This window comes from Muricomes intestini (assembly GCF_004346165.1).
In the GTDB taxonomy this organism is placed as follows: domain Bacteria; phylum Bacillota; class Clostridia; order Lachnospirales; family Lachnospiraceae; genus Muricomes; species Muricomes intestini.
In genome coordinates this window covers 112,006-125,634 of record NZ_SLZZ01000007.1, presented here as the reverse complement: position 1 = coordinate 125,634, position 13,629 = coordinate 112,006, and the positions used below count along the sequence as shown (strand labels likewise).

The window sequence follows — 13,629 nt, the reverse complement described above, 5'->3', positions numbered from 1 at the left end:
TTCACAATAAAAGACTGTATACCAGTTGACAACTTTTAAACTTTAGGAGGAATTAATCATGGCAGTAAAAGTAGCGATTAATGGATTTGGACGTATTGGACGTCTTGCATTTAGACAGATGTTCGGAGCAGAAGGGTATGAGATAGTTGCAATCAACGATTTGACATCTCCCACTATGCTGGCTCATTTATTAAAATATGATTCTACACAGGGAACATATGCACTGGCTGACACAGTTTCAGCAGGGGAAGACTCCATCAAAGTTGACGGAAAGGAAATCAAGATTTACGCAAAGGCTAACGCTGAAGAACTTCCATGGGGAGAGATTGGCGTAGATGTAGTTCTGGAATGTACAGGCTTTTATACATCTAAGGCAAAAGCAGAAGCTCATATCAAAGCAGGCGCTAAGAAAGTTGTTATCTCTGCTCCGGCCGGAAATGACCTTCCTACTATCGTATACAATGTAAACCATGAGACACTGACAAAAGAGGACAATATCATTTCTGCAGCTTCCTGCACAACAAACTGCCTTGCACCTATGGCAAAGGCCCTGAATGACCTTGCACCGATTAAATCAGGTATTATGTGCACAATCCATGCATACACAGGCGATCAGATGATTCTGGACGGACCGCAGAGAAAAGGCGATTTAAGAAGATCTCGTGCAGGTGCTATCAACATCGTGCCAAACAGCACAGGTGCAGCAAAGGCAATCGGTCTGGTTATCCCGGAATTGAACGGCAAGCTGATCGGATCAGCACAGCGTGTTCCTACCCCGGCAGGCTCCACAACAATCCTGACAGCAGTAGTAGAAGGCAATGTAACAGTTGACCATGTAAATGCAGCCATGAAGGCAGCATCCGACGAGTCTTTCGGATACAACACAGATGAAATCGTATCCAGCGATGTGGTCGGAATGAGATTTGGCTCTTTATTCGATTCTACCCAGACAATGGTTCTTCCATTGGACAACGGAACAACAGAAGTACAGGTTGTATCCTGGTATGACAATGAGAATTCTTACACAAGCCAGATGGTAAGAACAATCAAACACTTTGGAACCTTACTGTGAGGAAACTATAGGTTTTCAAACTTGGTTCTGAATAGACTCACGAGGGGTCCGGCCTGATATGGGACCGGACCTTTTTCTTATGTAATAGGAAAAGGGAGGCAAATAGTATGCTTAATAAAAAGTCAGTGGATGATATCAATGTAAAGGGCAAAAGAGTTCTTGTAAGATGTGACTTTAATGTGCCGTTGATTGACGGCAAGATTACAGATGAGAACCGTCTTGTGGCGGCACTGCCTACGATTAAGAAGCTGGTTGCGGACGGCGGCAAAGTAATTCTTTGTTCTCACCTTGGCAAGCCGAAGGGGCAACCACTTCCAGAGTTATCCCTTGCACCGGTGGCAGCCAGGTTATCGGAACTGCTCGGACAGGAAGTAAAGTTTGCGGCAGATCCTGAAGTAGTGGGACCGAATGCAAAAGCTGCAGTGGAAGCTATGAAAGACGGAGATATTATTCTTCTGGAGAACACACGTTACAGAGCGGAGGAGACAAAGAACGGCGAGGCCTTCAGCAAGGATTTGGCTTCTCTCTGTGATGTATTTGTGAATGATGCATTTGGAACAGCCCATCGTGCACACTGCTCTAATGTGGGTGTCACCCAGTTTGTTGATACAGCGGTAGTGGGATATCTGATGCAAAAAGAAATTGATTTCCTTGGCAACGCCGTAGAAAACCCGGAAAGACCTTTTGTAGCTATCTTAGGCGGGTCCAAGGTATCCAGCAAAATTTCCGTTATTGAGAATCTTCTGGATAAAGTGGATACACTCATCATCGGAGGCGGAATGGCCTATACATTCAATAAGGCAGAGGGTGGCAGTGTGGGAAGTTCTCTTCTGGAGGAAGATTACTGTAAATATGCACTTGACATGATAAAAAAGGCAAAAGAAAAGGGTGTGAAGCTTCTCCTTCCTACCGATCATGTGGTTGCAGATGCTTTTTCCAACGATGCAAATTCAAAAATAGTAGAGGAAGGTGCTATTCCAGATGGCTGGATGGGACTGGATATTGGACCTGAGACAGCAAAATTATATGCTGACACAGTAAAGACGGCTAAGACAGTTGTCTGGAACGGACCTATGGGCTGCTTTGAAATGCCTAAATTTGCGGCAGGTACAGAGGCAGTGGCAAAGGCACTTTCTGAGACAGATGCTGTTACAATTATCGGCGGAGGAGATTCTGCGGCAGCAGTAAATCAGTTGGGATATGGAGACAAGATGACACATATTTCCACAGGCGGTGGAGCATCCCTCGAATTCCTGGAAGGAAAAGAGCTCCCGGGCGTGGCAGCAGCTAACGACAAGTAAAAAGGAGGCCATATTATGGCAAGAAGGAAAATTATTGCAGGAAACTGGAAAATGAATAAAACTCCCAGTGAGGCAGTTGCACTGGCAGTAGAATTAAAGCCATTAGTAGCAAATGAAGATGTAGATGTTGTATTTTGTGTACCAGCAATCGACATTGTTCTTGTTGCCGAGGCGGTAAAAGGAAGCAGTATCAAAGTCGGAGCTGAAAATATGTATTTTGAGGAGAGCGGTGCTTACACAGGAGAAATTTCTCCGGCAATGCTTGTTGATGCAGGCGTAAAGTACGTTATTCTCGGACATTCCGAGAGAAGAGAATATTTCGGTGAGACAAATGAAGATGTAAATAAGAAGATGCTGAAAGCATTTGAGCACAATATTACACCAATCATGTGCTGTGGAGAGACACTGGAGCAAAGAGAGCAGGGCGTGACTATGGACTTTATCCGTCAGCAGGTAAAGGTTGGCTTCCAGAATGTGACCGCAGACCAAGCTAAAACTGCAGTCATTGCCTATGAGCCTATCTGGGCAATCGGAACAGGAAAGACCGCTACTACAGCTCAGGCTCAGGAAGTTTGCGCAGGAATCCGCGCATGTATCGCAGAAGTTTATGATGAAGCAACCGCAGATGCAATCCGCATCCAATACGGCGGCTCCGTAAATGCAGCTACAGCTCCGGAATTATTTGCACAGCCCGACATAGACGGCGGACTTGTAGGCGGAGCATCCCTGAAAGCTGAATTTGGAAAAATCGTGAACTATAAATAAAGCTAGTGAACTCTCTCATTGACATTTAGCAAAATAGTTTGTCTGGAAGCCAATGGGGCAGCAAACAAGAGGAAATTCACGAGAAAAATCGAGCTTGGCTGAATTTGCAATATTGCAGCCAAGCTCGATTTTGCTGAACTGTAACGCAGGATATATAAGTGAAGGAGAACTGATATGAGCAAGAAACCTACGGTGTTGATGATATTGGACGGATATGGATTAAATGATAAAGAACAGGGGAATGCTGTTGCCAAGGCCAGGACGACCATTGTGGATAAATTAATGGAAGAGTGTCCGTTTGTAAAGGGCTATGCCAGCGGCATGGCAGTGGGGCTTCCAGATGGACAGATGGGAAATTCCGAGGTCGGACATTTGAATATGGGAGCCGGACGTATTGTATACCAGGAACTGACGAAGATTACGAAGTCCATCCAAGACGGCGGCTTCTTTGAAAATAAGGCACTTCTTGCAGCATGCGAGAATGTGAAGAAAAATAATTCGGCCTTGCACCTTATGGGCCTTGTTTCCGACGGAGGGGTACACAGCCACAACGAGCATATTTACGGATTGCTTGAACTTGCCAAAAGACAGGGGGTTGAGAAGGTTTATGTACACTGTTTCCTGGACGGACGTGATACACCGCCGGCTTCCGGGAAAGAATATGTGGAGCAGCTGGAAGCAAAGATGAAAGAAATCGGCACAGGGGAAGTCGCAAGCGTTATGGGACGTTATTATGCGATGGACCGGGATAACCGCTGGGACCGAGTAGAAAGGGCATATAAGGCTCTTGTGAAGGGGGAGGGAGAGACTGCACAATCAGGGCCGGCTGGAATCCAGGCCTCCTATGATAAGGATGTTACAGATGAGTTTGTACTGCCTACTGTCGTTGTGAAAGACGGCGCACCTGTTGCCACAATTAGGGACAGGGATTCTGTTGTCTTCTTTAATTTCCGCCCCGACAGAGCAAGGGAGATTACACGAACATTCTGTGATGATGATTTTCAGGGATTTGATAGAGGCCCCCGTGTGAAGACTACTTTTGTATGCTTTACGAATTATGATGTTACAATCGAAAATAAACTGGTTGCCTTTGAAAAGGAAGAAATTACAAACACATTTGGAGAATTTCTTGCTAAAAATAATAAAACACAGGCCCGTATTGCTGAGACAGAAAAATATGCCCATGTTACGTTCTTTTTCAACGGTGGAGTGGAAGCACCAAATGAGGGTGAAGACAGAATTCTTGTAAAATCTCCTAAGGTTGCCACATATGATTTAAAACCAGAGATGAGTGCCTATGAAGTGTGCAGCAGGCTGGTAGAAGCAATCAAATCCGAAAAATATGATGTGATTATTATAAATTTTGCCAACCCGGATATGGTTGGCCATACCGGAGTCGAGGAAGCAGCAGTTAAGGCGATAGAGACTGTTGACGAGTGTGTGGGAAGAGCCGTTGAGGCCGTGAAGGAAGTGAACGGGCAGATGTTCATCTGTGCAGATCACGGAAATGCAGAACAGCTGACCGATTATGAATCAGGAGAACCGTTCACTGCTCACACGACCAATCCGGTGCCGTTCATTCTTGTAAATGCTGACCCGGTGTACAAACTAAGAGAAGGCGGCTGCTTGGCAGATATTGCGCCTACACTGATAGAATTAATGGGAATGGAACAGCCAAAAGAAATGACAGGAAAATCTTTGTTGATAAAGGACTGATGAAGTAAATGTATGAGAAACTGACCAAAAGTGATGTGAAAAAGATTCAGGAGGAGATCGAACACCGTAAACTGGTGGTGCGCAAACAGGCTATAGAGGCTGTAAAAGAGGCACGTGCCCACGGAGATTTAAGCGAAAACTTTGAATATCATGCGGCAAAAAAAGATAAAAACAAAAATGAGAGCCGTATCCGCTATCTGGAGAGAATGCTCAAGACCGCTGTGGTTGTGCAGGACACCTCCCGTGAGGATGAGGTCGGAATCAATAACACAGTAGAACTGTACTGCGAAGATGATGACGAGGTAGAAACATACCGCCTGGTCACATCTGTGCGGGGAAACTCCATCGACGGCCGCATCAGCATCGAATCCCCCATCGGAAAAGCAATACTGGGACATAAACTAAACGACAGAGTCTACGTAAAAGTAAACAACGATTTCGGATATTACGTAGTAATCCGCAAAATCATAAAAACCCAAAATGAAGAAAACGATAAAATCAGAGAATTTTAAAAAGGGGACTGTCCCCTTTGAACTCCGTTTTTGCAGTTGTTTTAAACAACTGCAAAAAATATGTAAATACGCAAAATAGTCAGATATTAAATAGGAGGACATATGGAAATTAAAACAGTTTTGTTTGACCTGGATGGGACCTTGACCGATTCCGGCCCGGGGATTATAAACAGCGTAAAATATGCCCTGAAAAAATGTGGGATAGAAGTAAGTGACCCAGACGGTCTCCGCAGCTTTATCGGGCCACCTTTGAAGGAGCAGTTTAAGTGGTACTGCGGCTTTTCGGAGAAGGAGAGCAGCAGGGCTGTTGAGTTCTACAGGGAATATTATAAGGAAAAAGGGATTTTTGAAAATGAGGTTTATGAGGAAATTCCTGAGCTGCTTCAAACCTTGAAACAAGCAGGGAAGACCATAATTATGGCCACATCCAAGCCTGAGTATTTTGCCAGAATAATAGCGGATCACTATCACCTTTCCGAGTATTTTGATTTTATGGGAGGCAGTCTGATGAATGAAACCCGGACGAAGAAATCGGAAGTTATAGAATATGTTCTGGAAGAATGCCAAATACAGGATCGGAGCAGTACCATAATGATAGGGGACAGAGACTATGATATCAAAGGGGCAAAAGAGTCAGGAATCTGCTCCATGGGTGTGCTGTACGGCTATGGGAGCAAAGAAGAACTGGAAAATGCAGGAGCAGATATCATTATAGATGAGCCCATGGAAGCAGCAGAATATATTTTAGATGATGTAGGGGTCAAAAGGTATTTTGCCCCCTGATACCTACGGATTGCTCCGCACTTTGTGCTCCCGCAATCCTAAAGTCATGCTTTTTCATGCAAGCATGAAACGCATGACCTTTTGACCCTGGTATCTTTAGATTAATGTATTTAAAGATGCTGTCGGAAAAGCTGGAATATTGATTAAATATGACAAATTTTTATCATTGTTTGAATATTTTATTGATTTTCTTGGCAAATCATGTATAATTATAATGCGGGAGATTTTGATTCTTTTTTAATTCTTACTTAGGCACCTTAAATCCTGCATTTGCAGGTGCTGATCAAATTACAAAATAAAAGAAAAGAGGTTGAAGGTAATATGGAAGAAATCAATTTAAGCAAGTATGGTATTTCCGGAACAACAGAAATTGTGTATAACGCTTCTTATGAACAATTATTTGAAGAAGAAACAAAACCAGAGCTTGCAGGATTCGAAAAAGGACAGGAAAGTGAGCTTGGTGCAGTTAACGTAATGACGGGTGAATATACAGGTCGTTCGCCCAAAGACAAGTTCATTGTGTTAGATGAGAATTCAAAAGATACTATGTGGTGGACTTCTGATGAATTTAAGAACGATAATAAGCCGGCTTCACAAGAAGCATGGGAAACAGTAAAGAAAATTGCACTGGAGGAGCTTTCCGATAAGAGATTATTTGTAGTAGATGCATTTTGTGGTACAAATAAAGACACACGTATGGCAATACGTTTTATTGTTGAGGTGGCATGGCAGGCTCACTTTGTTACAAATATGTTTATCAAGCCTACAGCTGAAGAACTCAAGGACTTTGAGCCTGATTTTGTTGTTTACAATGCTTCGAAGGCTAAAGTAGAAAACTATAAAGAGTTAGGACTGAACTCAGAGACAGCAATCATGTTCAATATTACAAGCCGTGAACAGGTTATTGTAAATACATGGTATGGCGGAGAAATGAAGAAAGGTATGTTCGCCATGATGAATTATTATCTGCCGTTGAAGGGGATTGCTTCTATGCATTGCTCCGCAAACACAGATATGGACGGTAAAAATACAGCAATCTTCTTTGGCCTTTCAGGAACAGGAAAGACAACTCTTTCAACAGATCCTAAGCGTCTCCTCATCGGTGACGACGAGCACGGCTGGGATGATAATGGTGTATTTAATTTTGAAGGCGGTTGCTATGCCAAGGTTATTGATTTGGACAAAGAATCTGAGCCGGATATTTACAATGCAATTAAGCGTGATGCTCTTCTTGAGAATGTAACATTAGATACAGAAGGCAAGATTGATTTTACTGACGGCAGTGTAACAGAGAATACACGTGTATCTTATCCTATTGATCATATTGAAAAAATTGTCCGCCCGGTTTCTTCTGCTCCGGCAGCCAAGGATGTAATTTTCCTGTCCGCAGATGCTTTTGGGGTTCTCCCACCGGTATCTGTTCTTACACCTGAACAGACACAGTACTATTTCCTGTCAGGTTTCACAGCTAAACTTGCTGGTACAGAGCGTGGTATTACAGAGCCTACACCTACATTTTCTGCTTGTTTTGGCCAGGCATTCCTTTCACTTCATCCTACAAAGTATGCTGAGGAGCTTGTCAAGAAAATGGAAGAGAGCGGTGCTAAGGCATATCTCGTAAATACCGGATGGAACGGTACAGGTAAACGAATTTCAATTCGTGATACACGTGGTATCATTGATGCGATTCTCAATGGTGATATTTTGAACGCACCTACAAAGAAGATTCCATTCTTCAACTTTGAAGTTCCAACTGAGCTTCCGGGTGTAGATTCTAATATTCTTGACCCCCGGGATACGTATGGAAATGTTTCCGAGTGGGAAGCTAAGGCTAAGGATTTGGCACAGAGATTTGTTAAGAACTTTGCAAAATATGGGGGGAATGAGGCTGGAAAGGCTTTAGTTTCCGCCGGTCCTCAGGAATAAAAAGTTTAATATGAAAAGAAGTATCTGAAACTAAATGGTAAATGCTCCAACTTCAACCTTGTTGAAGTTGGGGCATTTCTATTGAAAGCCTACATAAGCCGGTGTTCTGTTTGCACATGTCACGCTTTGAGATATCTTAGATTCCGCTTGCCACTGCTTTTCCCAGCGCTTTTGCCGGATGAGCTTCGGTGGCTTCTACTTTAGCTTCCTCTATTTCGTTTTCCAAGTTCTTATTGGCCGTTGAGAGCATCAGATTGATTCGGTTCAGCTGATTCACCTCACTTGCGCCCGGGTCGAAATCGATGGCAACCACGTTAGATTTCGGGTATATCCGGCGCAATTCCTTGATGACACCTTTCCCCACCACATGATTGGGCAGGCACGCAAATGGCTGGGTGCACACGATATTACCGGCTCCGCTGTGAATCAATTCCAGCATTTCTCCGGTCAGGAACCAGCCTTCACCGGTCTGATTGCCGATGGATACAATCTCGGAGGCCGCTTTGGCCGTATTTTCAATGTGTGAAGGCGGAGCAAAATGCTTGCTTTCTTCAAAGGCTTTGGAGGCCGGTGAACGAAGCCATTCCAAACCTTTAATTCCCAGGTTGCCCAGAACTGCCTTTGCTTTTGGAAATCCCAGATGTGATACTTTGAAGTTCTGATTGTAGAAGCAGTACAGCATAAAGTCCAGTAAATCAGGAACTACAGCTTCGGCGCCTTCGTTCTCCAACAGGTCCACAAGATGGTTATTCGCCGCAGGAAGAAATTTAACAAGGATTTCTCCCACCACTCCGACACGTGGTTTTTTCACATTTAATGTTTCTATGGTATCGAAATCATGGATGATTTCACGGCAGAGTTTCTTGAATTCACGCCTGGAGGGGTAACCGGTAGAAATAAATTTTTTACACACTTCCGCCCATTTTCTGTGGGCAGCATTGGTTGTCCCTGGTACCTTTTCATAAGGCCGCATGCGGTAAACACATTTCATAAAAATATCACCGAATACAGCGGCATAGGCCCCGCGGATGATCATGGCCGGCGTAATCTTAAAGCCAGGGTTTCCTTCCAGACCACTTAAGTTAATAGAAATAACAGGGATCTGTGAGTATCCTGCTTTTTTTAATGCCCGCCGTATAAAGCCTATGTAGTTGGATGCCCGGCACCCGCCGCCCGTCTGACTGATAATAACGGCAAGTCTGTCAGTGTCATATTTTCCCGATAAAATGGCTTCCATAATCTGTCCTACTACCATCAGGGACGGATAGCAGGCATCATTGTTGACATATTTCAATCCTACATCCACAGCCTGCTTGTTGTCGTTTGGAAGCACCTCTACCTTGTAGCCGGAAGCCTGGAATGCAGGCTCTAACAGCTCAAAATGCATAGGTGACATCTGTGGGCATAAAATCGTGTATGTCTTACGCATTTCCTTTGTAAAGGGCACCTTTTTGATAGAAGACGGCTGAACCTCACGCTGGGCGGCATGCTGCTCCCTGACGCGGATAGCGGCAAGAAGGGAACGGACACGAATTCTGGCTGCTCCCAGGTTATTGACCTCATCGATTTTTAGTGAAGTATATATTTTGTCTGAGCGGGTCAGAATATCGGCAACCTGGTCGGTGGTAACGGCATCCAGGCCGCATCCGAAGGAATTCAGCTGAATCAGATCTATATTATCTTTTGTCTTCACATAATTTGCAGCAGCATAAAGACGAGAATGATACATCCACTGATCCATAACATTTAACGGCCGTTCGACAGGCTGAAGGTGGGAAACAGAATCCTCGGTTAACACAGCGATATTGTAAGAATTTATAAGTTCAGGCAGACCGTGGTTGACTTCAGGGTCAATGTGGTACGGCCGGCCGGCCAGTACGATGCCCCGGTTACCTGTCTCATCCAGGAATTTAATTGTTTCTTCCCCCTTTTTGCGCATGTCTTCCCTGCATGCTTCCAGCTCTTTCCACGCCTCGTGAACTGCATCCTTTATATCATTTTCCGGAATAGAAAATTTCCCGGACAACTCTTCTGTCAAGCGTTTGCAGAGAATCTCTTCACTCTTGAAGGAGAGGAAGGGATGGATAAAATCTACTTCCCTGTGCACAATAGGATCCATGTTGTTCTTAATATTTTCCGGATAAGAGGTTACAATCGGGCAGTTGTAATGATTGTTGGCATCCTCAAACTCATTTCTCTCATGGGAAACGGAGGGGTAGAAGATGCGCGAAACTCCTTCATCTATCAGCCACTGCACATGTCCGTGTGCTAATTTTGCCGGGTAACATTCGGATTCACTCGGAATAGAATCAATTCCCAGCTCATAAATTTTCCGTGTAGAGGAGGGAGACAATACGACTCTGAATCCCAGCTTTGTGAAAAGTGTAAACCAGAACGGATAGTTCTCGTATATATTTAAAACCCGGGGGATTCCAATCACGCCCCGGGGCGCTTCTGATTCCTCCAAAGGTGTATAACCGAAATAACGCTGACTTTTGTAATCGAACAGGTTTGGCAGATTGTTCTTGGATTTTTCCTTGCCAAGCCCTCTCTCACAGCGGTTTCCGGTAATAAAACGGCGTCCGCCGCTAAAGTGATTGATTGTCAGCCGGCAGTTGTTGGTACATCTTTTGCACTTGGTCATAGTGGTACTGTATTCCAGGGCCTCAATCTCATCGAACGGAAGCATGGTGGTCCCTTCACACTCGGTGTAGCGCTCTCTTGCAATCAAAGCAGCTCCGAATGCCCCCATGATCCCTGCAATGTCAGGGCGGATGGCTTCGCAGTCAGCAATCTTCTCAAAGCTGCGGAGAACTGCATTATTGTAAAAGGTTCCGCCCTGCACGACGATATGATTCCCCAACTCAGAGGCATCGGAAACCTTGATAACCTTAAATAGTGCGTTTTTGATAACAGAATAGGCCAGACCTGCGGAAATGTCGGAGACTTCAGCACCTTCCTTCTGTGCCTGTTTCACTTTTGAATTCATAAATACTGTACAACGTGTGCCCAAGTCAATGGGGTTTTTCGCATACAGGGCTTCCTGGGCGAAATCCTCCACGGTATAATTCAAGGATTTTGCAAAGGTCTCAATGAAGGAACCACACCCGGAAGAGCATGCCTCATTTAACTGTACACTGTCCACAGTCTGATTTTTGATTTTGATACATTTCATATCTTGTCCGCCGATGTCCAAGATGCAGTCTACGTCTGGCTCGAAGAAGGAGGCCGCATAGTAATGAGAGACGGTTTCTACTTCACCTTCATCAAGCAGAAGAGCGGCTTTTACCAGGGCCTCTCCGTATCCGGTGGAGCAGGAGTGGACAATTTCTACATCTGAGGGCAGCTGACTGTAGATATCCTTGATTGCACCAATTGTAGTGCCAAGGGGATCACCATCGTTGTTGTGATAGAAAGAGTATAAAAGTGTGCCATCCTCCCCGACCAGGGCTGCCTTTGTTGTTGTGGAGCCTGCGTCAATACCAAGAAACGCTTTTCCTGAGTAAGCAGCCAGATCCCCGACAGGTACCCGGTGTTTTGCGTGGCGCTGAGTAAATTCATCATACTCAGCAGTGGAGGCAAAAAGAGGCTCCATCCTGTCTACTTCAAATTCCATTTTTATCTTTTTGGCCAGCCGCTCCTGAAGATTTCTGAGAGCAAGATTTACTTCTTTCTTGGAATTCAGGGCCGAACCGATAGCGGCAAACAGGTGAGAGTTGTCCGGAGCGATGGTGTGCTCATCATCCAGCTTTAAAGTACGCACAAAAGCAGCCTTCAGCTCCGAAAGAAAGTGGAGCGGACCACCTAAAAATGCTACGTGCCCGCGGATCGGCTTACCACAGGCAAGACCACTGATGGTCTGATTTACAACAGCCTGGAAGATAGAGGCGGCCAAATCTTCTTTGGAAGCTCCCTCATTAATTAATGGCTGGATGTCGGATTTTGCAAATACCCCGCAGCGTGCGGCGATGGAATACAGCGCATGGTAATTTTTAGCATATTCATTCAGTCCTGAAGCATCTGTCTGCAAAAGAGATGCCATCTGATCAATAAAAGACCCTGTACCTCCGGCACAGACACCGTTCATACGTTGTTCTACATTTCCGCCTTCGAAATAAATAATCTTGGCATCTTCACCGCCAAGCTCAATTGCAACATCTGTCTGAGGTGCATAGTCCTGAAGGGCCGTAGATACGGCGATAACTTCCTGTACAAAAGGAACTCCCAGATTTTTGGCTAAAGTTAACCCACCGGAACCTGTTATAACCGGTGAAACACGCAGCTCGCCCAGTTTATGGATGGCTCTTTCCAGCAACTCGGACAGAGTTTCCTGGATATTGGCGAAATGCCGCTCATAATCTGAAAAGAGGACCTTCTTGTCCTTATCTAGAATTGCAATTTTTACAGTAGTGGAACCGATGTCGATTCCTAAAGTATGTAATTCATTTAAATTCATAAATATATCCCTCGTTTTCTAAAAACAGTATATGTTAGTTACTACCTATTAAATGTATTTTCTTATCTTACAACAACTTACATTATACGACAAGATGCTTAAAAACACAATCGCAATAATGATAAACGTTCCTGGAATTTTTGTGCAAAGTTTATAAATCTTCACAGAATCCGGGTACTTATAATATGTTTGACAAATTGGTGTCCAAACTGTACAATTACCTAAAGAATTTGCAAATCAAAAATAAGGAGAAGACTGTTAGTGAATTGGTTGAATAAGTTGGAAAAAAAATTTGGACGTTATGCTATTCATAACCTGACCTTATATTTAATTGGCGGGTACATTATCGGTTACGGAATTTATGCTCTTGTGCCCGGGTTTCTGAACTGGCTGACATTGGAGCCGGGACGTATACTGTCCGGACAGGTGTGGAGGATTATTTCATGGATACTGATACCTCCCGGAGGGAATATTATTACAACGATTATCATGCTGCTGCTTTATTATTCTTTGGGAACCGCATTAGAGCGCACCTGGGGAGCGTTCCGTTATAATGTTTACATTTTTTCGGGTATTCTTTTCACCGTTATCGGTGCCTTTATCCTCTACCTGATAACTGGTGGAGTTGTACAAGGCCTGGGCGGTTATTTCAGCACGTATTATATTAATATGTCTATCTTTCTGGCCTTTGCTGCCAGCTATCCTGATATGGAATTACTTTTATATTTTGTTCTTCCCATTAAAATCAAATGGATGGCACTTGTCTATGCTGTGTTTATTTTATATGATCTGGCGCGGGGAAATATTGTTACAAGGGTTGCGATTATATCTTCCCTTCTGAATTTTGTACTGTTCTTTTTCTCCAGCAGGAATGTGAAACCCTATACTCCCAAAGAGCAGGCCCGAAAAGCCAAGTTTAGGCAGCAGGCCAAACCTCATATGAATTATCGGAATGGGGCGCACCACAAGTGTGCGGTGTGCGGGCGGACAGAACTGGATGATCCGACTCTGCAATTTCGTTTCTGCTCAAAATGTAATGGGAATTATGAGTATTGCCAGGAGCATTTATTTACGCACCAGCACGTACAGTAATTCAAG

The 13,629-nt window shown here is 44.2% G+C and carries 9 protein-coding genes; 8 read left to right on the top strand and 1 reads right to left on the bottom strand.

What is annotated here, in order from left to right:
* The first annotated feature begins 58 nt into the window (after positions 1 to 58).
* The 7 genes from gap to pckA all read left to right on the top strand — a co-directional run bounded on the left by gap (position 59) and on the right by pckA (position 8,075).
* Positions 59 to 1,072 carry a type I glyceraldehyde-3-phosphate dehydrogenase gene (gap, locus tag EDD59_RS06900; protein WP_132380310.1) on the top strand — a complete coding sequence of 338 codons (1,014 nt, stop codon included), beginning with the start codon at positions 59 to 61 and terminating at the stop codon, positions 1,070 to 1,072.
* Between the two features lie 107 nt (positions 1,073 to 1,179).
* On the top strand, positions 1,180 to 2,373 hold the full coding sequence (locus tag EDD59_RS06895; protein WP_132380308.1) for a phosphoglycerate kinase: 1,194 nt from the start codon (positions 1,180 to 1,182) through the stop codon (positions 2,371 to 2,373).
* A 15-nt stretch (positions 2,374 to 2,388) separates the two neighbouring features.
* Positions 2,389 to 3,138, top strand: a complete 750-nt coding sequence (tpiA, locus tag EDD59_RS06890; protein WP_132380306.1) for a triose-phosphate isomerase — start codon at positions 2,389 to 2,391, stop codon at positions 3,136 to 3,138.
* 174 nt (positions 3,139 to 3,312) lie between these two features.
* Positions 3,313 to 4,854, top strand: coding sequence for a 2,3-bisphosphoglycerate-independent phosphoglycerate mutase (gene gpmI / locus EDD59_RS06885; RefSeq protein ID WP_132380304.1), 1,542 nt, complete (start codon positions 3,313 to 3,315; stop codon positions 4,852 to 4,854).
* A gap of 8 nt (positions 4,855 to 4,862) precedes the next feature.
* The gene (locus EDD59_RS06880; protein ID WP_132380302.1) at positions 4,863 to 5,366 is read left to right on the top strand and encodes a GreA/GreB family elongation factor; all 504 of its coding nucleotides are present in this window, start codon (positions 4,863 to 4,865) and stop codon (positions 5,364 to 5,366) included.
* Between the two features lie 102 nt (positions 5,367 to 5,468).
* Entirely contained in the window at positions 5,469 to 6,149 is a 681-nt protein-coding gene (locus EDD59_RS06875) for an HAD family hydrolase (RefSeq protein WP_132380300.1), read from the top strand.
* A gap of 321 nt (positions 6,150 to 6,470) precedes the next feature.
* On the top strand, positions 6,471 to 8,075 hold the full coding sequence (gene pckA / locus EDD59_RS06870; protein ID WP_132380298.1) for a phosphoenolpyruvate carboxykinase (ATP): 1,605 nt from the start codon (positions 6,471 to 6,473) through the stop codon (positions 8,073 to 8,075).
* Positions 8,076 to 8,211: 136 nt separating this feature from the next.
* Here the strand turns inward: pckA and EDD59_RS06865 are convergent, their stop codons facing one another.
* Positions 8,212 to 12,531: a 2-hydroxyacyl-CoA dehydratase gene (locus EDD59_RS06865; RefSeq protein ID WP_132380296.1), complete on the bottom strand. Its 4,320-nt coding sequence runs from the start codon at positions 12,529 to 12,531 to the stop codon at positions 8,212 to 8,214.
* Positions 12,532 to 12,792: 261 nt separating this feature from the next.
* Between EDD59_RS06865 and EDD59_RS06860 the strand changes: the two genes are divergently transcribed.
* Positions 12,793 to 13,623 (top strand): DUF1751 domain-containing protein, encoded by an 831-nt coding sequence (locus tag EDD59_RS06860; protein WP_132380294.1) that lies wholly within the window; start codon positions 12,793 to 12,795, stop codon positions 13,621 to 13,623.
* The last annotated feature ends 6 nt before the right edge of the window (positions 13,624 to 13,629 follow it).